General features: G+C 63.7%; 17 protein-coding genes. 11 read left to right on the top strand and 6 right to left on the bottom strand.

Annotated features, from left to right (window positions below):
• Positions 1-410 precede the first annotated feature (410 nt).
• Complete coding sequence (locus tag RTN46_RS10520) at positions 411-602, top strand: hypothetical protein (RefSeq protein WP_312181171.1); 192 nt, start codon at positions 411-413, stop codon at positions 600-602.
• Positions 603-720: 118 nt separating this feature from the next.
• Here RTN46_RS10520 and RTN46_RS10515 read toward each other — a convergent pair whose 3' ends face one another.
• The 3 genes from RTN46_RS10515 to RTN46_RS10505 form a co-directional block, all read right to left on the bottom strand.
• A complete protein-coding gene (locus tag RTN46_RS10515) occupies positions 721-1827 on the bottom strand; it encodes a glycosyltransferase family 1 protein (protein ID WP_312181169.1) in 1107 nt (368 codons plus the stop codon).
• Positions 1824-2597: an alpha/beta hydrolase gene (locus RTN46_RS10510; protein WP_312181167.1), complete on the bottom strand. Its 774-nt coding sequence runs from the start codon at positions 2595-2597 to the stop codon at positions 1824-1826. Before RTN46_RS10510 ends, RTN46_RS10515 begins: the two co-directional genes overlap by 4 nt.
• Positions 2598-2788: 191 nt before the next feature.
• The gene (locus tag RTN46_RS10505) at positions 2789-3625 is read right to left on the bottom strand and encodes an aldo/keto reductase (protein ID WP_312181165.1); all 837 of its coding nucleotides are present in this window, start codon (positions 3623-3625) and stop codon (positions 2789-2791) included.
• Positions 3626-3875: 250 nt separating this feature from the next.
• On the opposite strand from RTN46_RS10505, the gene RTN46_RS10500 reads away from it, so the two are divergent.
• The 4 genes from RTN46_RS10500 (at position 3876) to RTN46_RS10485 (ending at position 10061) form a co-directional block, all read left to right on the top strand.
• Entirely contained in the window at positions 3876-4619 is a 744-nt protein-coding gene (locus RTN46_RS10500) for an MIP/aquaporin family protein (protein ID WP_312181163.1), read from the top strand.
• Between the two features lie 52 nt (positions 4620-4671).
• Entirely contained in the window at positions 4672-6198 is a 1527-nt protein-coding gene (gene glpK / locus RTN46_RS10495) for a glycerol kinase GlpK (protein ID WP_312181161.1), read from the top strand.
• 318 nt (positions 6199-6516) lie between these two features.
• Positions 6517-9018, top strand: coding sequence for a leucine--tRNA ligase (gene leuS / locus RTN46_RS10490; protein WP_396157619.1), 2502 nt, complete (start codon positions 6517-6519; stop codon positions 9016-9018).
• Positions 9019-9029: 11 nt separating this feature from the next.
• Positions 9030-10061 carry a DegV family protein gene (locus tag RTN46_RS10485; protein WP_312181157.1) on the top strand — a complete coding sequence of 344 codons (1032 nt, stop codon included), beginning with the start codon at positions 9030-9032 and terminating at the stop codon, positions 10059-10061.
• Positions 10062-10145: 84 nt separating this feature from the next.
• Here RTN46_RS10485 and RTN46_RS10480 read toward each other — a convergent pair whose 3' ends face one another.
• Positions 10146-10931: an IclR family transcriptional regulator gene (locus RTN46_RS10480; RefSeq protein ID WP_312181156.1), complete on the bottom strand. Its 786-nt coding sequence runs from the start codon at positions 10929-10931 to the stop codon at positions 10146-10148.
• 206 nt (positions 10932-11137) lie between these two features.
• Here RTN46_RS10480 and RTN46_RS10475 point away from each other — a divergent pair, with 206 nt between their 5' ends.
• The 6 genes from RTN46_RS10475 (at position 11138) to RTN46_RS10450 (ending at position 20345) form a co-directional block, all read left to right on the top strand.
• Positions 11138-12250, top strand: coding sequence for a TRAP transporter substrate-binding protein DctP (locus tag RTN46_RS10475; protein WP_312181154.1), 1113 nt, complete (start codon positions 11138-11140; stop codon positions 12248-12250).
• Between the two features lie 41 nt (positions 12251-12291).
• On the top strand, positions 12292-12861 hold the full coding sequence (locus tag RTN46_RS10470; RefSeq protein ID WP_312181152.1) for a TRAP transporter small permease: 570 nt from the start codon (positions 12292-12294) through the stop codon (positions 12859-12861).
• On the top strand, positions 12858-14318 hold the full coding sequence (locus tag RTN46_RS10465) for a TRAP transporter large permease subunit (RefSeq protein WP_312181150.1): 1461 nt from the start codon (positions 12858-12860) through the stop codon (positions 14316-14318). Before RTN46_RS10470 ends, RTN46_RS10465 begins: the two co-directional genes overlap by 4 nt.
• A gap of 87 nt (positions 14319-14405) precedes the next feature.
• Positions 14406-16451: an acetoacetate--CoA ligase gene (locus RTN46_RS10460; RefSeq protein ID WP_312181148.1), complete on the top strand. Its 2046-nt coding sequence runs from the start codon at positions 14406-14408 to the stop codon at positions 16449-16451.
• 167 nt (positions 16452-16618) lie between these two features.
• Positions 16619-17599 (top strand): helix-hairpin-helix domain-containing protein, encoded by a 981-nt coding sequence (locus RTN46_RS10455; protein ID WP_312181146.1) that lies wholly within the window; start codon positions 16619-16621, stop codon positions 17597-17599.
• Between the two features lie 205 nt (positions 17600-17804).
• On the top strand, positions 17805-20345 hold the full coding sequence (locus RTN46_RS10450) for a ComEC/Rec2 family competence protein (RefSeq protein WP_312181144.1): 2541 nt from the start codon (positions 17805-17807) through the stop codon (positions 20343-20345).
• Positions 20346-20484: 139 nt separating this feature from the next.
• Here the strand turns inward: RTN46_RS10450 and RTN46_RS10445 are convergent, their stop codons facing one another.
• Together RTN46_RS10445 and RTN46_RS10440 are read right to left on the bottom strand one after the other, a co-directional pair.
• Positions 20485-20979, bottom strand: coding sequence for a DinB family protein (locus RTN46_RS10445; RefSeq protein WP_312181142.1), 495 nt, complete (start codon positions 20977-20979; stop codon positions 20485-20487).
• 40 nt (positions 20980-21019) lie between these two features.
• Entirely contained in the window at positions 21020-21976 is a 957-nt protein-coding gene (locus RTN46_RS10440; protein WP_312181140.1) for a DMT family transporter, read from the bottom strand.
• Between the last annotated feature and the right edge of the window lie 139 nt (positions 21977-22115).

Genomic DNA, 22115 nt, shown 5'->3' with positions numbered 1-22115 from the left:
CATCGACCTGATGAAGGGTGCCAACAAGGGCAAAATGGTGGTCCGCCTGGCCTAACTCGCCTAAGGGTCTGACTGGCCTGGCTTTCAGAAAGGCCTAGCTGGCCCAAATGGCGTAACGTTAGGGGCCGGGTTTTCAACCCGGCCCCTTTTGCTGGCCTATTGGCAGCCAATTACAATGTGAACGCAGCCGACATTCCAGCGGCTGATATCTCGGGAATGGCGTTAGCCTTCGCCGCCGTAATTCATGGAGATGTCATGAGAGAGGCGCAGACATAACAGTCACCCAGCTATTCGCCGCCGGCTCTTTCTTCGTCCTTCCCCTCCTGGCGTTCGTCGTCGGCATCATCGGTTTCTGGCGAGGCACGCTGCGCCGGGGGGACTACCTCTTAGCAGGTCTCAGCGTCTGCATCGTGGCCCCGGTGGCCGTCTTCATCCTGGGCCTGATGGGCCTCTTTGCCTCAACGGGAGATGGGAGTAACCCCAGAGACTGGGGGTCAGCCCCGGGACTGGGTGTATTCGTCGTGACAGTCGGAAACTCGTTCCTCGGCGCACTGGTAGTCCTGCTGGTAGCCGGAATCGACAAGATAGCCGGGGACGATTGACTGGGGGCAAAAACCATGCCGGAACCGACCCGCGTGCACACCCATATCCTGGATCAGGAACGGGTTAAGAAAAAGGAAAGGCAACGGGGCCGGACGGGCATAGCCGTACCGGCGGAACTTATCCGTCTTTCCGGGCCCGCCGGCGACGCTTCGCCGTGAACAGCCGCGAGGCTTCCGCCGCCGCCTCGACGAGCTGCTTGGCTGATGCATCCCAGTCGTATTCCCCGGCCCGCCGCAGCCCCGCCGCTGAGGCTTCCTGCCAGCAGCCCGGGTCCGAAAGCGTGTTCACCGCCGCAGCAAAGGCGTCCGGGCTGTCCGGATCCACCAGGAGGGCAGCTCCGCCGGAAACCTCGCGGAAGATCGGGATGTCACTGGCGATGACTGGTGTGCCTGCAGCCATGGACTCAATGACCGGCAATCCGTAGCCCTCCGCCTTGGACAGGGTGACCAGTGCCGTGGCTCGGCGCAGCAGCGCATCGTACTCGGCGTCGCTCACCCCGTTGTGGAAGAGAAGCCGGGAAGGATCCACCGTCAGCGCTGCGAGCTCGGCCCGCCGTTCAGGGCTGATCCGGCTCAGCAGATGGAGGGTGTAGCCCGGCAGCCCGGACATACCGCGGACGATTGTCTCCACGTTTTTGTACGGCATAAAGGAGCCCATGTAGAGCAGGGTCTTCTCCGGTGCGGACCCGGCACCGCGGGGTACCGTCCCCTCCTGGGGGGCATTGGAGACCAGCCGCACCGGACGGCGGGTCAGGCGGTGCCGCGCCATCAGCGCCGCGGTGGTGTGGCTGATGGTGGCGACGACGTCGGCCCGGTTCAGGAGCACGCGCTGCGGCCAGTAGGCAAGGTGGTAGAGCCGCCAAAGCAGGCGCACGGGCAGTGGAAGGAAACCCGGCGGCGTCGGATTCTGGTAATAGATCAGGTCATGCAGGGTCAGGATGAGCGGGTAGTCCCGCCCCCAGCTGCCCATGGTCTGCATCGGGCAGATGACAGCATCGGCGTCGAGCTGGTTAACCTTTCGTGCCACGAAAAGTTCAGCGGGGGAGAGCGGCGAATTGATCTTGACCCACGGCACATCCGGCAGAAGCGCCAGCTGCCTTTCGTCACTGATCAGCATCTGCACCTGGGCATGCCGGGAAACTGCCTCGATGAGGCTGGCACCGTACCGGCTGATCCCGTCGTGCTGGTCGGTGCGGGTAAAGCGGGCGTCGAACACGATCTTCATGCTTGGCCATGCCTCCGTTCCAGGAAATCGGTGATCAGGGCGGCCGCGACGTCAGGGGCCTCATAGTGCACCAGGTGCCCTGTCCCTTCGAGTACTTCCAGTTCGGCGTCCGGGATCATTCCGGCGAGCCGGCGCTGTGCCGGAACCGAGCCCAGGTCGTCCCGGTCCGCTGCGATGAGCAGGACCGGCATGCGCAGCTGCGCGGCGGAGTCCCGCACTGTTTCGGAGATGGAGGACCGGAAGGCTTCGAGCACCACGGCGCGGGACGCAAAGGCACTGAAATAAGCATCGTGCTGGGCATGGATCCAGCGGCGGAGACCGGGATCGGAGGTCTTCGCCATCAGGATGCTCATGCCCCGCACGATGAGCGGATTGGTCAGCAGAGCGTGGCCGGCAGCTTCGGGCAGCTTCGCGGCAACCCGGTAGTACAGTTCCGCAGCCTTGCTGGTGATCCCCTTGGGGCCTTCCAGCGCCGGTTCGCAGATGGGGTTCACCAGGATGAGTTGGCTGATCAGCTCGGGGGATTCCGCCGCGGTCCGCGCCGCGACGATCGAGCCGAAGGAATGCCCCAGGAGCACGGTCTCCGGTCCCAGGCCGAGCCCGGAAAAACTGGCGCGGACAAAATCAGCGTACGCAGCGGCGTTATGGATTCCCGGCAGTACCGAGCCCTGTCCGAAACCGGGCAGGTCCGGAACGATGACCCGGTGCTTCGGCAGGGCCTCGACGATGCGAAGCAGGCCATGATGGTCGCCCCGGAAACCGTGCACCATAAAGATCGGCGGGGCGTCCGGGCCGCCGGCGGGGGCCGAAAAATCCCAACAGCGCTGGGCTGTTCCCTGGACCCGGTAGGTGCGGACGTCGGCCTCGCGCGTGAACGGTGCCGGAACCCCCCTCCCGGCCGCACGCTTTCTGGCCGCACCTATTCTGGCTGCACTCTTTTTGGCTGCGCCGGGAAGCCGCACTAGTTCACCTCGCTGGGCTCGGAGCCGACGCGGTGCCCACGGTCCAGCGAATGAATCGCGGCCAGCTGGGCGTCGTCGAGGTCAAAGGAGAAGAGGTCAAGGTTTCCGGTGATCCGGTCTTCGCTGCTGGCCTTGGGAATCACGATGCTCCCGGCCTGGACGTGCCAGCGCAGCACCACCTGCGCCGGCGTGCGGCCGAGCTCCGCGGCGATCGCCGTGATCACCGGATCCGCCAGCACGGCGCCGCGTCCGAGCGGGCTCCACGCCACGGTCCGGATGCCGTTCGCGGCATGGAAGGCACGCAGCTTCTCCTGGGCCAGCCAGGGATGGAGCTCGATCTGGTTTACCGCGGGGACGATCCCGGTGGCCGAGAGCAGTTCCTCGAGGTCTTCCCGGCGGAAGTTCGAGACACCTATGGCCCGGACCCGCCCGGAGGCGTAAATCTCCTCAAGGGCACGGTACGTTTCGACAAACAGCCCACGTGCCGGACACGGCCAGTGGATCAGATAAAGGTCAAGATAGCCGGTTCCCAGCCGGTCCATCGAGGCGTCGAAGGCCCGGAAGGCGGCGTCATAACCCTGGTCGGTGTTCCAGAGCTTGGACGTGAGAAACAGGTCTTCCCGGACCATATGCCCAGTGTCGGTGAAATTGCGGACCGCTTCTCCAACACCTTCCTCGTTTCCGTACAGGGCAGCGGTATCGATGTGCCGGTAGCCGAGTTCCAACGCAGACGTGACAAGGGCAGCGGCATCCTCCGCGGGGACCTTGTACGTGCCAAAGCCCGCCTGGTCGATCATCACGCCGTTGTTCAAGGTCAGTTTCGGGGCCCGTTGCATGTTCAAACTCTACCGAGATCGTGCCCGAGCGCCCTATCCGGTCCACGGGCTCCTCGCGGGGCCTAATTGACGCTGCTGACCTGCACTTTCAAAAAACAACGTGGCGCTGGAGGTAAAAGCTTGATTCGATAGGGCTACAGTGCGCCGAGCTGCGAGGTCCATACCTGCGCTGCACCCCGCTCTTACAACACGATCAATCCATTACAGACCATCACAGACAACGGCAAACTATGGATCGGAGGAGTCGATGGTGACTTTATGGCAGGTATTTTTCAGCGAGATGCTGGGCACCGCATCGCTGATCGTCCTGGGCTGCGGCGTCGTCGCGAACGTGGCCTTGGCCAAGACCAAAGGTAACGGCGGCGGCTTCCTGATGGTCACCTGGGGGTGGGGACTCGGTGTGTTTGCGGGCGTTTATGTTGCCGCAATCTCCGGTGCCCACATCAACCCTGCGGTGACCGTTGGCCTGATCACCAGCGGCGCGGACGAGTTCGCGCCTGGCGTGGCCATCACCGTCGGGTCCACCCTGACCTACTTCGCCGGCGAGCTGCTTGGCGCCATGGTTGGTGCTGTCGCAGCGTGGCTGGCCTATAAGAAACAGTTCGACGACGAGCCGGACCCGGCCAATATCCTTGGTGTTTTCTCCACCGGACCGGCAATCCGCTCCTACGGTTGGAACCTCGTCACCGAGATCATCGGAACGTTCATGCTGATGTTCGTCATTGTGGCCTTCGCGGGTTCTGTGACCGGACTGGGCCCGCTGGCGGTGGCCCTCCTGGTCGTCGGCATCGGTGCTTCCCTCGGCGGACCAACGGGGTACGCCATCAACCCGGCCCGCGACCTTGGACCGCGCATAGTCCACGCCCTGCTTCCCATCCGGAACAAGGGCAACAGCGACTGGTCCTATGCCTGGGTGCCCGTCCTCGGGCCCCTGATCGGCGGCGCCCTCGGCGGCTGGGTAGGCTCGTTCATGCCGTTGCCGGTACTCGTGTAGACCGGCGCCGCCGGGTCCACCACCAAGACATCCACCTCGAAGGAGAGACCAAGTGTCAGACAGCAAGCAGCAGTACGTCATAGCCATCGACCAGGGCACCACGAGCAGCCGGGCGATCGTCTTCGACCACAACGGCAATATCGTCTCGGTTGGCCAGAAGGAACACGAACAGATCTTCCCCCGGGCAGGCTGGGTGGAGCACGATCCCGAAGAGATCTGGACGAACGTCCGGGAAGTCGTCGGCATGGCACTGTCCAAGGCAAATCTCACCCGGCACGACATCGCTGCTGTCGGCATTACCAACCAGCGGGAAACAGCGGTGGTCTGGGACCGCAACACCGGCAAGCCCGTGTACAACGCCATCGTCTGGCAGGACACCCGGACCCAGCCAATAGTGGATGAACTGGCCAAGGACGGCGGGCCCGAGCGGTTCAAAGCCAAGGTCGGGCTGCCGCTGGCCACCTACTTCTCCGGCACCAAGATCAAATGGATCCTCGACAACGTCGAGGGCGCCAGGGAGAAGGCCGAAAACGGCGACCTGATGTTTGGAAACACTGACTCCTGGGTCGTCTGGAACCTCACCGGCGGCGTCAACGGGGGTGTCCATATCACCGACGTCAGCAACGCCTCGCGGACCATGTTCATGGACCTGGACACTCTGCAGTGGGACGACTCAATCCTTGAAGTTTTTGGTGTTCCCAAGTCGATGCTTCCCGAGATCCGGTCCTCCTCCGAGGTCTATGGCAACGTGCACGGCTCCCAGCTGCTGCGTGAGGTACCGGTGTCGGGCATCCTGGGCGACCAGCAGGCGGCCACTTTCGGCCAGGCAGCCTTCGGCATTGGAGACGCGAAGAACACCTACGGAACCGGCAACTTCCTGATCTTCAACACCGGCGAAGAGAAAGTCATGTCGCAGAACGGGCTGCTGACCACCGTGGCCTACAAGATCGGCGACGCGGCTCCCATCTACGCACTCGAGGGATCGATCGCTGTGACCGGTTCGCTGGTGCAGTGGCTGCGGGACAACATCGGCATCATCAAGAGCGCCCCGGAAATTGAGAAGCTGGCCAGCGCGGTGGAGGACAACGGTGGTGTCTACATTGTGCCGGCATTCTCCGGACTGTTCGCTCCGCACTGGCGCGCGGACGCCCGGGGCGCCATTGTTGGCCTGACCCGCTACGTGAACAAGAACCACATTGCCCGGGCCGCGCTGGAAGCCACGGCCTTCCAGACCCGGGAGGTACTCGACGCTGTCAACGCCGATTCGGGCGTGCCGCTCACCGAACTGCGGGTCGACGGCGGCATGGTCGCCAATGATGCGCTGATGCAGTTCCAGGCAGACATCCTCGGTGTGGACGTTGTGCGCCCGGAGGTTGTGGAAACCACGGCCCTCGGAGCTGCCTACGCCGCCGGGCTCGCCGTCGGCTTCTGGGACAACACCGAGCAGCTGGCAGCCAACTGGAATGAAGGCAAGCGCTGGACCCCGCAGATGGATCCGGCGGAGCGGGACCGCCAGATGCGGTTGTGGAACAAGGCCGTCACCCGGACCTTCGACTGGGTGGATGAGGACGTCAGGTAGCCCGCCGGGGGACTATTTTGTTAGGACAGGGAAGGCCGTTGCCAGCCGGAAACGGCCTTCCCTGTGTCTGCGGGGGTGCGCCGCACCTGGTGCGCGGCGCATGTGTCTTGCGGACCGCCGTCGGGCCTTCACTGTTGTAAAGTGGATAAATGACCGCTTTGCTCCTCCTTAGATAGCCGCGTTTTATGCAAAACGCGGCAGCCCCTTGCATCTGACGAGGGGCTTTTGTGTGTCTGGGAAGAGTCAACAGCGCAGGCGGAAACGGCAGCACGCCGTGGACCGCGGATCACCAGGATTCATTGAGGACAGAGGCGAAGCATAGTGAGCACGCAGTCACAGACTGACCAGTCGGAAGAGGCCGTTTACAGTTTCGCGGCCATGGAGCAGAAGTGGCCGGCTGTCTGGGACGATCTTGGTGTCTTCACGCCCGCCGACGACGGCTCGCGTGAACGCCGCTACGTCCTGGACATGTTCCCGTACCCCTCCGGCGACCTGCACATGGGCCACGCCGAGGCCTTTGCCATGGGCGACGTCGTCGCGCGTTACTGGCGCCAGCTCGGCTATGACGTGTTGCACCCAATCGGCTGGGACTCCTTCGGCCTGCCCGCGGAAAACGCTGCCATCAAGAACAACGCGCACCCCAGCGACTGGACGTACCGCAACATCGACACGCAGGCAGCGTCCTTCAAGCGCTACGCGATCAGCGTGGACTGGTCCCGCCGGCTGCACACCTCGGATCCCGGCTACTACCGGTGGACCCAGTGGCTGTTCACCCGCTTCTACGAGCGTGGACTGGCCTACCGGAAGAACTCCCCGGTCAACTGGTGTCCCAAGGATCAGACCGTGCTGGCCAATGAACAGGTCGTCAACGGTGCCTGTGAGCGCTGCGGCACCCAGGTCACGAAGAAGTCGCTGAACCAGTGGTACTTCAAGATCACCGATTACGCCGACCGCCTGCTCGATGACATGGAACAGCTCAAGGGCCACTGGCCGGAGCGTGTGCTGGCCATGCAGAAGAACTGGATCGGCCGGTCCGAGGGCGCGCACGTCAGCTTCGCCATCGAAGCCACCGACGGCCTGCCGGAAAAGCAGGTCACGGTCTTCACCACCCGTCCGGACACCCTCTACGGAGCGACCTTCTTCGTCGTCGCCGCCGATGCCCCGCTGGCGCTGGACCTGGTGACCGAAGAACACCGCGAAGCGCTGCTGGATTACCGCGAGCAGGTCAAGACCCTCTCCGACATCGAACGCCAGTCCACCGACCGCACCAAAACCGGTGTCTTCACCGGACGCTACGCGGTCAATCCGCTCACCGGCGAGAAGCTTCCGGTCTGGGCTGCCGACTATGTGCTGGCCGACTACGGAACCGGCGCGATCATGGCGGTTCCGGCCCATGACCAACGCGACCTGGACTTTGCGAAGGCCTTCAACCTGCCCGTCCGCACCGTGCTCGACACCGGTGAAGAAGACCCGGCCGTCTCCGGCACCGCCACGGTCGGCGAAGGAACCCTGGTGAACTCCGGGGACCTGGACGGGCTGCCGAAGTCCGAAGCCATCCCGGCCGCCATCCGCATCCTCGAGGAAAAGGGCACCGGCGAGAAGTTCGTGAACTTCCGGCTGCGTGACTGGCTGCTCTCCCGCCAGCGGTTCTGGGGCACCCCGATCCCGATCATCCACTGCGAAAAGTGCGGCGAGGTTCCGGTCCCGGATGACCAGCTGCCGGTCACGCTGCCCACCAACCTCAAGGGCGAGGCGCTGTCGCCCAAGGGCACCTCCCCGCTGGCCTCCGTCGAGGACTGGGTCAACGTTTCCTGCCCGTCCTGCGACGGTCCGGCCAAGCGCGATACCGACACCATGGACACGTTCGTGGATTCGTCCTGGTACTTCATGCGCTTTGTCTCCCCGCACTACACCGAGGGTCCCTTCGATCCTGAGGCAGTGCGCAACTGGATGCCGGTCGGGCAGTACGTGGGTGGCGTCGAACACGCGATCCTTCACCTGCTCTACTCCCGGTTCTTCACCAAGGTCGTCAAGGACATGGGCCTGATCGAGGCCGACGAGCCCTTCAGTGCCCTGCTGAACCAGGGCCAGGTGCTTAACGGCGGCAAGGCCATGTCCAAGTCCCTCGGCAACGGCGTGGACCTGGGCCAGCAGCTGGATAAGTACGGTGTCGACGCCGTGCGTCTCACCATGATCTTCGCCTCCCCGCCGGAGGACGACGTCGACTGGGCGGACGTTTCGCCGTCGGGCTCCGCGAAGTTCCTGGCGCGCGCCTGGCGCCTGGGCCAGGACATTACCAGCGAACCCGGAGCGGATTTTTCTGCGGGGGACCGGTTGCTGCGGGCCGCGACGCACCGCGCCGTCGCGGATGCCGCCGACCTGCTCAACAACGGCAAGTTCAACGTTGTCATCGCCAAGCTGATGGAACTGGTCAACGCGACCCGTAAGACCATCGACTCCGGTGCCGGCGCAGCCGATCCGGCTGTCCGCGAAGCAGCCGAAGCCGTGGCAGTGATCCTGAGCCTCTTCGCCCCGTACACCGCCGAAGACCTGTGGAACGCCCTCGGGCACCCCGCCTCGGTAGCGAACGCCGGCTGGCCCGCGGTCGACGAGTCCCTGCTGGTCCAGGACACAGTGACCGCGATCGTCCAGGTCAAGGGCAAGGTCCGCGACCGCCTCGAAGTGCCGGCCGACATCACCGAGGACGCCCTGCGTGAACTCGCGCTGGCATCGGAGCACGTCACCAAGTTCCTTGACGGCGCCGGAATCCGCACGGTGATCGTCAAGGCACCCAAGCTCGTGAACATCGTGCCCGCCTAGGACGCCGCCTCGTGGACTGGACGGCGCTGCGCGGACGGTGGTTCAAGCCCCGGGTAACGGGGGCTGGAACCGTGCCGCCGCCGCGCGTCGCCGTCGTCACGGATTCTTCCTGCTCGCTGCCCGCCGGCTGGGCCGGAACGGAACGGCTCGCTGCGCTGGTCCGGGTGGTTTCCATGCCGGTGATGATCGGCGACCAGATTTACGGCGAGGGCACCGACCGCATGATCGGCGCCCTCGCCCTGGCTCTTGCCCAGGGGCAGGATGTGCGCACGTCACGGCCGTCTCCCGGACAGTTCGAGAAGGTTTACGCCGAGCTCGCCGACGCGGGCTACGAGGCCGTGGTCTCCGTACATCTGTCCGCCAAGCTTTCCGGCACCGTGGACTCGGCCCGGCTGGCCGCCCGGGCTTCCGCGATCCCGGTGCAGGTGATCGATACCGGTTCCGTGGCCATGGGGCTGGGGTTCGCCGTCCAGGCCGCTGCTGCAGCGGCAGCGGAGGGGGCGGACGCCGGAACGGTGGCGGCCGCGGCCCGGTCCTGCGCTGCGGCGGCGCACATTCTCTTCTACGTTCCCAGCCTCGACCAGCTCCGCCGCGGCGGCCGGATTGGGGCGGCGGCCGGGTGGTTCGGAACCCTGCTGGCGGTCAAACCGATCCTGGCCATCCGGGACGGACTGGTGGTTCCGATCGAACGTGTCCGCACGGCGCCCAAGGCCCTGGCCCGGCTGGAAGAGCTCTGCCGGGCGGAACTTAGCCGCCGGACGGGGCCCGTCCTCGTGGCGGTTCATCACTTCGGTAACGAAGCTGAGGCTGAACGACTCGCCTCCGCTGTCATCCGGGACCGTGCCGATGCGCAGGTGCTGCTCTGCCCGCTGCCGGCCGTGCTGGCGGCCCACGCCGGCCTCGGGGTGCTGGCGGTCGCAATTTCGCAGGGTGCGGACCCGGCCGGGGATCCCGGCGATGCCGACGAGCCGGCTGTGGAGGTGTCAGGCCGGGTGCTGCCGGATACGGGGGAAACTGGGGCACCGGAGCCGGACATTGCCTGATCTGAGCAACTTAGCCCTTCCGAAGTAGGAAAGCAGCTCGCGCGGATGAACTCCCCAAACCCTCCAACCCGGGAGGCTACGTGTTCACGGGTCTGTGGTCACGACAGTGCGTAGGGTGCTGTTGGGCCTCATGGGCTGATTTGAATCCGATTCTAATGAACGCGAACCCTCCTCAGCGGTTTTCATGAGGGCGGCGGCCAGCTCCTGCTCGTTCATTTCACCGTACCTTGCGCCTGGAATGGCCAAGGTGATGGCACCCAGCGGGAAGCCGTCCTGCCCAATGATGGCGGCACCAAGACCCACCATGTTTCCCTCTGTTTCTCCGATGGACGTGGCGTATCCCCCCAAACGAATTTCGTTGAGCTCGGTTTCCAGTTGCTCCAGCGTAGTGATCTTTGAGAATGGCCAGGGAGGTACGCCTTGAGCATAGATGCTGCGCACGACTCTCTTGGGAAGCACTGCTAGTTGTGCCTTGCCTCCAGCGGAGCAATGGGAGGGCATGCTGCTGCCAGTGAGCGGGCGGGCCCTGAACGGGTGGGGGGACTCGCTGCAATCCACGTAGCGGACTTGTGTGTTTTCCAGGACAACAAGGTGAGTGGTTTCACCCGTCACTCGGGTGAGTTCGACCAGTAAGGGTGCCAGAACAGTGCGCATGGCTGAAACTCTGGGCGGATAGATGGCACTTGCGCTCATCTCGGCACCCAAACCGTAGCGGCGGTCGGCACGCTGGGTCAGGAAGCCGCGGTCCCGCATTGTGGCAAGAATTCGTTGTGCGGTGGAGGGCGACGCGTCAATGTGGCGGGCTGCCTCAGCCACCGAGAGCCAGCCGCTCTTTTTTACTTCGACCAACAAGGCCATTGCCTTGTCCACTGAACCAATCAACTGGTACCTCCTCGGCCTCACAAGTCTAACTGTTCCACTTGGTTGCACAATACGCAATGCGTAATTTGTATTGCTAATAGTGAAATCTGTGACTAGAGTCACTTGATGTTGCATATTGAGCTATGCACCCATCTTGTTGCGGACTAAGGGATATGTGCCTCTGCGGCTTGCGCAACCTTCGGAAGGAAACAAAAATGCGTTCTCTCGTAAAATTCTCGGTGGCTTCCGCTGCAGCGGGCTTGGCCTTGACCATGGTCGCCTGCGCCAGTGATGGCGGAGCGAACGATGAAGCTGCCAACAAGCCCGAGGTCACCCTTTCGGTGGCAAACTTTGACCCGGAGAACACGGCGCTGTCCAAGTCCTTCCAACTGTGGATGGATGAAGTTGAAGGCAGGAGCCAAGGACGTATCGGCTTTGAAGTTTTCTACAACGGGTCACTGTGTGGCACCGCCGACATGAATGACTGTTTGCGGGACGGGATCGCGGATATTGGATTCAGCTCCAGCGGGTACGCCCCTGCTGACTTCCCCCTTGCCGAATTGGGATCGCTGGGCTTCCAATCCACAGATATGCAGGCCTCTTCGGACGCGCTGCAGCAGCTGTATTCGGAATCCGAAGAAATGCAGGCCGAATTCGCTTCGGCGAATCAGCGTTTGCTGTTCTTCAGCCCGGCTGGCGCCCATGCGATCGCTATGCGGGAAGAGATCTCCGGGCTCAAGGAGCTGGCGGGTAAGAGCATTCGGGCAACGGGTGGCCAGTCAATCTCCCTGGATGAGCTTGGTGCAAACCCTGTGGCCGCTGGACTGGGTGAAGTTTTTGAATCAATTGAACGCGGTGTGATTGCCGGTGGAAGCTTTGCGCCCGAGCTGGCCTCGAAAATTAGAATTTATGAAGTGGCCCCGTATTTCTACGATACCGGTGCCTACACCGGCGGCATTATTCAGATGATGTGGACCATGAACAGCGGGGTGTGGGACTCGCTGGATCCGGAATTGCAGGGAGCAGTCGATGCAGCAACGGCGGCCGTCCAGCCGTTCGTTGCCAAAGATTTCCTGAACCCGGGTACCGAAGAAGCCTGCCGGGTCATGATTGAAGCAGGTGCAACTTTCAATGAAATCGGCCCGGAAGCCGACGGAAAGGCGTGGGCCGAGTCAGCCAAGAAGCGGTTGGAAGAAACGTGGCTGGCCAATGCTGCAGGGTCGGCAGAAGCACCCGACGCACTGCTGGATCGATACCAGGAACTGATTGTTGAGCGTGACTCGGGCGATCACCGTACGGCAGCGCAGATCTGCATGGAACTGCAGTAGCCCTTCCGACTAACCCACTGATAATCATTGGAAGGAAAGCCATGCGTACCCTCGACAGGCTTGTCGGTCGCGTTTCACAGGCATTCGGCATAGTCGCCGCTGCTGGTGTTGCAGCGATCATGGTGGCCATCGTCAGCGATGTCACCGTGCGTATACTCACCAACAGATCCATTAATGGAATCTATGAACTAGTGGAATCCCTCGTCATTGTTGTCGCCTTCATGGGATTGGCATATACAGAGCGGGCCGGTTCGAGTGTCCGGGTAACTCTGCTAACCGAACGTCTGAGCCCGGGAGTATCCCGTGTGGTCCGTTCGATTGGTGTGATCGCGGCTGCTCTGACGGCTGCCTGGATTGCCTATTCATGCTGGGGCAATGCGTTCTCCTCGGTTGGCAGGGGAGAGGTGCGCCAGGGACTGGTGGCCTTCCCCATGTGGCCTGCCCGCCTGCTGGCGGCCCTGGGCATGACGCTGGTTGCCATCGAGTTCGTCATGACGGCGATACGCATTTGGCTCCGGACGGAAACCGATGAACCTTTTGCTTCTCAGCCGATGGCGGTTGCCGAGCCTGAGGCAACGCCCGGGACTACCTTGGTAGGGAGCAACGGATGACCCCGGACGTGGTTCTCCTGATCGCCTTTGGCGTGTTTTTTGTACTCCTGTTGGCCTCGGCCCCGGTGGCGTTTTCCCTGGCTGCCAGCGGAGCCGTCGGGATCTTGCTGCTGCGCAGCGCTGATCAAGCCACCGCGGCGCTGGGTAATACTGCGTTCCAGGCGCCTTCGGACTACAACCTTTCAGTAATACCGATGTACATCCTCTTGGGCATGCTGGCCGTACACGGGCAATTGGCAGCCAGGGTCTTCAGGCTTGCATCGATTGCACTGGGCCGTCTGCCCGGAGGCCTCGGCGTGGCGACGGTCGCAGCCTGTGCTGGATTCTCTGCGGTATCTGGATCCAGCCTGGCGACAGCGGCCAGCTTGGGCAAACTCTCGGTGGGCGAGATGCGCCGTTATGGATACCGGCCATCATTCGCCACCGGCATTGTCGCTGCGGCCGGCACGCTCGGTGTGCTGATTCCGCCCAGCGTGATGTTGGTGATGTATGCGGTCATTGCCGAAGAATCGATTACTCGGGTGCTCGCCGCCGGTATTGTCCCGGGACTTCTCTCCTTCGTGATGGTTGGCATCTACGTGATGCTAAGGGCTGGAAATAATATCGCGGTTCCGCAGCCGGGCGAGCTCCCGGCGGCCGTTGCATCCGCAGGGGGAGTCCTGGCGTCCAGGCTGAAATCGCGCCCGAGGGAATTGGTCTCAGCCGGTGCAGAACGAACGACCCATGGAGACGGCAGTCAGCCGAACCCCCAGATCGGTGCAGCGACGGATGGAGCCGAAGCGGACGGAAGCCCGGTCGCAATGTTCCGCGCCCTGGCCTGGATCACGATCATCTTCGCCATTATCTTAATTGGCACTTTTACCGGTTTGTTCACCATCGTTGAGTCGGCCGCATTCGGTGCTTTCACCGCGTTGATCATGGTTTTTGTCGAGGTGGGTAAGCGCGGTGGACGCACCGTCCTGAAGCGGCTGTACGAATCGGTGATGGACAGCGCCGGAACGACGTCGATGGCCTTCGGACTGATGATCGGGGCAGCAATTTTTTCTGTCTTCCTTGTCATGACCAGAGTCCCGATGCGACTATCCACTTGGGTCGCTTCCCTCGATGTTCCGCCACTCGTTGTAGTGGTCCTGATACTGGTGATGCTTCTCCCGCTGGGCATGTTCCTCGATGCCTTCGCGATCATTATTATCGTGGCGCCGCTGGTCCATCCCATCATCACTCAGCTCGGATTTGACGGGATCTGGTTCGCCATTCTTTTCACCGTGATGATCGAAATCGGCATGATCACTCCGCCGGTGGGGATGAACGCATTCGTCGTTTCGACGGCAACGGGGGTGAAGCTGGAAGACACGTTCAAGGGGCTGCTTCCCTTCGTCCTGCTGCAGATCGTGTTGGTGGCAATCCTCGTGGCGGTGCCGGAAGTGGTCACCTGGCTTCCTAACCGTCTCGAGTAGCAGTCACCTCCCGGAACATATCTGCGCCCTGGTCCAGGCTCCGGGGACAAGTCAATGCGGACACAGTAAGAAAGTAGAAGCGTCAATTTGAAAACGATCGAATCAAACAGCAATAGTTCCAGTGGGCACGAACCCAGGCGACGTTTTGCCCCCGGCGATGTCACATGGACACCGGCACCCGACGGGAAGCCGCGCATGCGCGATTTCATGGAGGCTGCGAATTCCCGACACGGCTTGACGATGTCGACGTATCAGGACCTGCATAGATGGTCGGTCGAAGAAACATCAGTTTTCTGGGAAGAAATCGTCTGCTATTTCGATGTCCTGGGTGATGGCTTGGACACTGTGGGACTGGCAAACCCCAGCATGCCCGGGGCCAAATGGTTCGAAGGCTCACGGCTCAACTTCGCCGAAAACGTCCTGAGGTATTCGGTTTTGGAAGAAATGTCCAACGAACCGGCGATCCTGAGCATCGATGAAGGCAACAATAGCGACTGCATCACTTGGTCCGAGCTCGCCGATCAAGTTGGATCCTTGGCAGCGGCACTGCATCAGCGTGGGGTGAGACAGGGAGACGTGGTCTCCGCAGTGCTTCCGAATGTTCCGGAGGCAGTGATAGGCCTGTTGGCAACCGCATCCCTAGGCGCGATCTGGTCTATTAACTCGCCGGACATGTCCGTGGACGCGACGTTGGACCGGATTCGGCAGCTTGAACCCAAGGTACTCATCGGCATTGACGGCTACGAGTTCAAGGGGCGAAGAGTCGACTTGTCCGGGTATTTCGCCCGCGTTGCCGAGGGCCTGCCTCAGACGGATCAGCGCCTGCTGGTTAGGAACCTCCAGGACAGCCCTGCAGCGTTCGCGGGTTTCCAGGATTTGGAGCCGTTGTTGCATGGCCACGATCGTGTTCGGCCCGTGCGTGTCCCCTTCGATCATCCGCTATGGGTGCTCTTTTCCTCGGGAACGACTGGTGCGCCGAAGGGTATCGTTCACTCCCACGGCGGCATCACGCTTGAGTCATATAAGGGCATTGGGCTTCAGCAGGGCATGGGACCGCAGGATCGCTACTATGTTGCAGCAAACACTTCCTGGATGGTGTGGAACACCCTGGTTAACACGATGGTGGTGGGTACCTCGGTGGTCACCTATGCAGGTTCACCGGCGGTGGGGGGAGTGGACCGGCAATTCGATATCCTCGCCCGGACGGGAGCTACGATGTTCGCGACCGGGGCGGCTTACCTGACGATGGTCGAGAAGTCTGGCGAAGAACCGGGACGCAAATTCGATCTGTCGGCATTGACCCGTGTTATGTCTACGGGCTCGCCGCTGCCGCCGAGCACCTGGAGCTGGTTCCATGAGGCCGTGAAGCTGGATGTCCATCTCGGCTCCGACTCCGGTGGCACCGATATCTGTTCCGGTTTCCTCGGCTCAAATCCACTGGAACCGGTACGGCTCGGTGAACTTCAGGGGGCATGCCTGGGCGCCGCGGTCGAAACCTGGACTCCGTCCGGGGAAAGAGTGATCGGGAAACTGGGCGAAATGGTGGTTACGAGCCCGATGCCGTCGATGCCGTTGTTCTTCTGGAATGATCTCGATGGTCAGCTCCATCAAGACGCGTACTTTGACCAGTACCCCGGGGTATGGCGGCACGGTGACTGGATCACTGAAACTGAGCGCGGGTCCTTCATGGTGCATGGTCGATCCGACGCCACTCTGAATCGAAACGGGGTCAGGCTGGGCACCGCAGACATCTATGCCGTTGTCGACGACATACCGCAGATCAAGCAGTCGCTCATCCTCGGCATCGAGATCCCGGGCGGGGACTATTACATGCCGCTGTTCGTAGAGCTGGCCGAAGGCGTGGAACTTGATGAGAGTCTGATCGCGCTCCTGAATTCGGAGATCCGTAGGCGTACGACTGCCAGACACGTCCCAGATGAGATCGTGGTTGTGCCAGGGATCCCTGTGTCCCACTCGAACAAGCGGCTAGAAGTTCCCATCAAGAGGCTCTTCCTCGGGTTCGAGCTTGAACGTGCCCTTAACGTGGGCAGCGTTGCCAACCCGGAGTTTCTGCAGTGGTTCGTTGACTACGCGAATGAGTTCAGGCGTGACAGGCTCGAAAACGGCAACTAGCGGCAACCAGTAAACCGGTGCCCGGGGAAGGCTGCTCCAGTGCACGTTCCGGACTGTTGCTTTCGCTGACCCTCCACAACCCTTGGCGGGGGGTCTGCGCCGAGGCGGTTACCCACATCGTTGGCGGGGACGCGTCCGGGCAGGCCGCCGCCACCTAGGTTGCTGGGATGGCCACACACCGCTGGGACACCGAACCCGCCGACACGCTGCCATCGGCTCCGGGAGCCCGCCGGCGGGATCCCGGGCCGGATGACACCACACGGGCCGAAGCCCGGCAGCCTTCCCCCAGGGAATCGAACGGGTCCATGCCTCGAATGGGCAGTGATGAAGCGGCATTCGACGAGGGGACGGCGGAACAGTTCCCCCGGAGGTGGCGGTTTCCGCTGCGTGGGGCCGTTCTGGCGGCCTGCCTGCTGCTCGCGGCAGCGATGGCCGTGCCGCTGGTTCAGAACAGGGAGCCGCAGGAGACATTTGCCGTGGAACTCAGTGCTGAGGCGGATGGGACCGGCAACTCTCCTGCCGATCAAGGCCCTGCCGGGAAAATTCCTGCCGAAGCCGCTGCCGGGGACCAAGCGGCCAAACGCCAGAACCCTGCCGGGGAGCCAGGGCAGACGGATGCTGAATCACGGCAAGAGTTGTTGCCGGACCCGGACCGGGTGGGAGCGAGCGGCACAGAACTGGTGGTTCATGTGGCAGGGGCGGTCACCAGGCCGGGAATCGTGCGGATCAAGCCCGGCGGACGGGTGGCAGACGCGGTTCAGGCTGCCGGGGGTGCCGCGCCCGACGCTGACCTGGCGCAGGTGAACCTCGCAGCGCTGATGGAAGACGGCAGCATGGTTGTGGTTCCAGCGGTCGGTGAGCAGACGGCTGCGCCGGTCGGCATTTCAGCACCAGGGAACCCTCCTGGTCCAGCCGGAGGCGGCGCGGGAAGCAGCTCCCTGAACGGTGCGGCAGCAGGACCGGTGAACCTCAACACGGCCAGCGACGCCGAGCTCCAGACTCTGCCCCGGGTCGGCCCGGTCCTGGCGGCACGGATTATCGCGTGGCGGACGGACCACGGACGGTTTGCCCGGCCAGAAGACCTGGATGCTGTTCCCGGAATCGGGGAGACCATGCTCGCAGCGCTTTTGCCGCTGGTCACGGTCTGACTCGCCCCGTGGGACCTGTAATCCGGTGCCGGCGGTGGTGAGAGGGCGAAGCCGCTGGGCCCGGTACACGGCCGCTGCAGTGTCCCCGGCGGCCGCCAGCGGCTCTCACACAACAGGGCCTAGCGGGGCCGGACCTGATCAAGCTGGGTCTCACCCGCCCGGGCATAACCAGCCGGGGGCTCAGCCTTCCGGACCAAACCCGCCCATGCACCATCCGCTCGGAGCGCCGGGTGCTGCTGCGGCGATCCTTCGGTATGTGCGGGACGGCAGGAAGCACGCCGGAAGCGTCACCAAGAAGATCCTTGGAGCGTCGGGTCCTCCGGCGCCGCCCCTGACCGAGCTTCGACTGGTGCCCGTCGCGGTGTCCGCCTGGATAACGGCTGCTGCTGCAATCCGGATGCCGGCACCGGCAGCCTGCCTCGCTGGAGGCGCAGGAACGGCTGTGCTGCTCTTCCTGCTCGCTGTCATCGTCGTACGGCGCAGCGGCACGATTCGGAACGTGGCTGCAGCGGTCCTGGCACCCCTGGCGGTCGCCGTCCTGGTCGCTGCCGCTGCCGGAACAACCCTCATGCACCGAACCGGCGGTCCAGTCCAGGAATCGATCACCGGACAGGCGGTCATCACCGGAGAGTTCCGGGCGCTCGGGGACGCCCGCGCCGGAACACCGGACCGCTTCAGCGGAGATTCCCGCTACCTGGTGGAAGCACAGCTGCTGAGCTTCACCCATGACGGGATGCGGTCATCGTCCCGGACCCCGGTGCTGGTGATCGGCGACAGCGCTTACGCAGGAATCCGGCTCGGAGACAGCTTTTCCACTTCCGGACCGCTTGCGGCAACCCGCCCCGGAGACCGGATGGCGGCGGTGCTTCGCACCGGACGGGCACCGGCTCATACCCCGGCAGCCGGCCTCTACGGAATGGCGGCGGACCTGCGGACGAACTTCGCGGAACGTTCCGCTGGCCTGGGCCGGACTGATGCTGCGGGACTGCTTCCCGGCATGGTGCTGGGGGACCGGACCGCCCTCCCGGAAGACCTCGCCGCCGCCATGACGGACACCGGACTGACACATCTGACAGCCGTTTCCGGTGCCAACTGCAGCTACCTCATGGCTTTTATCTTCCTGCTGGCGCGGATGCTGCGGCTGCCCAGATTGTGGGCAGCCGCCGCGGGACTCGCAGCCCTCGCCGCGTTCGTGCTGGTGGTACGCCCTGACCCCAGCGTGCTGCGCGCAGCGGTCATGGGGTCAATCGGTACAGCCGCGGTGCTGACCGGGCGCGGCAAGGTTCCCGCGGCACTGCTGTGCCTTTGCGTCACGGTCCTTCTAGCAGCTGACCCGTGGCTGAGCGGCAGCTACGCGTTCATTCTTTCGGTGTGTGCCACGGCCGGGCTGATTTCCCTGGGACCCAGGTTCACGGCGGCGCTGGAGCGGGTGCTGCCCCATCCGCTGGCAGTTCTCACAGCTGTGCCGCTGGCTGCACAGATTATCTGCGCCCCGGTGCTGATCCTCCTGCAGCCCCAAGTCCCGATGTACTCCCTGCCCGCCAACATTGCCGCAGCACCGGTCGTACCCATGGTCACGATTGTGGGAATGGCAGCCGTCATTCTTGCCTCCGTACTACCGGCGCTGGCGTTCCCGCCTCTGTGGGCAGCTGGAACCGGAACGGGATGGGTAGCGGCGGTGGCCCGGTTCTTCGCTGAGGCGCCCGGAGCCCTGCTGCCGTGGATGTCCGGAGCCACGGGGGCAGCACTGATGGCCGCGGTGAGCGCGGTCCTGGCCGGCGGCATCCTCCTGCTTGGCGGGAAACGGGCAGGTCAGCCCGCCGGTGAACGGACCCCACCCAGCACAGGCCAGCATGGCCTGACCTGCAGGAGTAAACGCTGGCTGGCCGCCGGAGCTGCCCTGCTGCTCGCGGGGACGGCGTTCCTTTGGTGGCGGCCGGGTGTGCGGGCCCCCATGACTACGGATTGGACTGCTGCCGCCTGCGACGTGGGGCAAGGTGATGCGATGGTGATCAGGACCGGGCCCGCCGCGGCGATCGTCATAGATGCCGGCCCCGATCCAAGGGCACTGGATAGCTGCCTCGATCAGCTCAGGATCGACACCGTGGACTTGCTCGTGATCAGCCACGTCCACGCCGACCATTACGGCGGAGCAGAGGCAACAGGGGATGGGCGGAAGATGCACGGCCTTGCCTTTTCCTCAGCCGAGACTGAACTGCCACGCCAGATCTCCAGCCTGGCCGCTGGCTTCGGAGTGGCCCCGCAGCGACTTTCCCGCGGGACGCACGGTCAAAGCGGAGCTGTGCAATGGCAGGTTCTCTGGCCCCCGGCCGACAAATTATCGGTTGGCTCAGGCGCAGGGATGCACCTGACCGAGAATGATGCCAGTGCCGTCCTGCTGCTCCAGACAGCGGGCCTTACGTTTCTGTTTGCCGGTGATATCGAAGAAGATGCCGCGATGCGCCTGCTGCAATCCACACCGGCGTTGAGGGACACACGGGTAGATGTCTTGAAAGTGGCACATCATGGCGCACGCAACGGTGGCGCAGCGCTGCCCGCTGCCCTCCGCCCCAAGCTTGCGCTCATTTCGGTGGGGGCGGAAAACACCTATGGGCATCCGTCACGGAACACTCTGGAAGCCTTGGAAGCGGCTGGGGCACAGATAGCCCGCACTGATCTGCTGGGGAGCTTCACCTTGCGGACTGAGGGCAACCGTCTGGTCGTGGAACGGTTGCCGGGCAGCTAACCGGAGCCCGGAGCCCGGAGCCCGGAGCCCGGCCCAGCGGTCAGGGGCCCGCCGTGTGCCGCCCGAACGGCCATCCGCGGGACGTCCGGCACGGTGGCCCGGACGTATAGTAGCCCTGGCCCAAGCGGCAGGACTAGTTTCAGGGGCGCATAGCCAGGATCTGCTCGCGCAGAATATCAGCGTGACCGCAGTGCTGGGCGAGTTCGCGCAGAACGTGGAGCTGCACCCACCTCAGCGGCAGTGGTCCCCGCCTGTTGCCCCGGAGCAGGTCCTCCCCGCTCATACCCACAACGGCCTCCCGGGATGCGGCAACTGCCTCGGCATAGGCGGCCAGCACAGAACCGATGCTGTCCGTTTTAGTCAGGTCAAAGGATTCCCCGGGTGTTTCCGGCAGGCCGAGTTCCGCGCGGGAACGGCCGGTGACGGCTTCACCGAACCAGACTTTTTCCACGAAGGCAGCGTGTTTGAGCAGTCCGAGCAGAGTGGTCTTGGAGGGCACCAGCCGAATCCTCACCTCCTGTTCTGTCAGGCCACGCAGAGACCCGGCCAGCATCTCGCGGTGCTGGTCGATGAAGGTGGCGGATTGGATGTCGGCAGGGGCCAGGTACACCGATGCGTCGTCGGGATTCGTCACGATATTCCTTCCAGTCAAACCGTGCAGCGGCGGGTTCAGCTCAGGCAACCCGCCGACGGCGAAGGGTGGCCACCGCGACTCCGGCCAGTGCGAGGGCCCCGCCGAACAGGGCGGCAGCAGGCGGCACTTCCTGCAGCAGCAGCCACGAAAGCAGTACGACGACGGCCGGAACGGCGTAGGTCGAGGCAGCGGTCCGGCCAGCGCTGGACCGTGACAGGACGTATCCCCAGGTAGTGAACGCAATAGCAGTGGGGAAAACGCCCAGGTAAACGACGGCAAGGGTTGAGGAGAGCGGTGCCGCGCTGACGGCTTCGATCAGCTGCGGCGTAAACGGCAGGCAGGAAATCGTGCCGGCGAGACAGCCAATCCAGGTCATGGTGGGAGCATCCACATGCCGCAGGAGGCTCTTCTGCAGCGTCGCCGCACCTCCGTAGAGAACCGCCGCCAGCAGCCCCAGACCCACGCCGAGGGCATCGAAGGTGCCCGACGACGTCGACACCGCGATGATCACCACCCCGATGAAGGCGATGACCATGCCGGCAATCAGCCGCCGCGGAAACCCCTCGCCCAGGAAGAGCCCCGCCAGGACCGCGACGATCATCGGTGCAAGGTTGACCAGCAGGGCAGCGGTTCCGGCATCAACGTGCTGCTCGGCAGCGTTCAGCGCCACGTTGTATACGCCGAACCAGGCCACGCCCCACACGATGACGAGGACAAGGATCCGCCCCCGCGGCAGCCGCTTGCCGGAGGCAGCTGCCAGCGGTTCCCCGCGCCGGCGGTCCCGCGCCCGGGTGGCGAGCAGCATCAGCGCCAGGGTAAGGGTTCCAACGGCGATCCTGCCAAGGGTGAGGGCGCCGGGGGAGTAGTCGGCGGCAGCGGCCCGGATACCGACAAAGGCTGATGCCCACAGAAGCACGGTCACGGCGATGGCAGCCCAGACGAGCTTCCCTTCGCCGTTTGTTCGCAGGGGCGCGGCGGAAGGAGGAGCTGGAGTCATTGGACGATCATTGCCGTTTCCTGCCCGCGGCACCAGTTGCGGTTTTGAACGTTTCCTGGACGAGGGAAGGTCCTCCGCCGGCGCGCCGATTGTGGCTGAAACGACGGCAGGGGGAGTTGGCCCCAGACGCAGCGCGTGG

The organism is Arthrobacter sp. (assembly GCF_031988865.1).
Taxonomy (GTDB): Bacteria; Actinomycetota; Actinomycetes; order Actinomycetales; family Micrococcaceae; genus Arthrobacter_B.
Note: the sequence above shows the minus strand (reverse complement) of the source record. Positions and strands in the feature narration are given on the sequence as shown.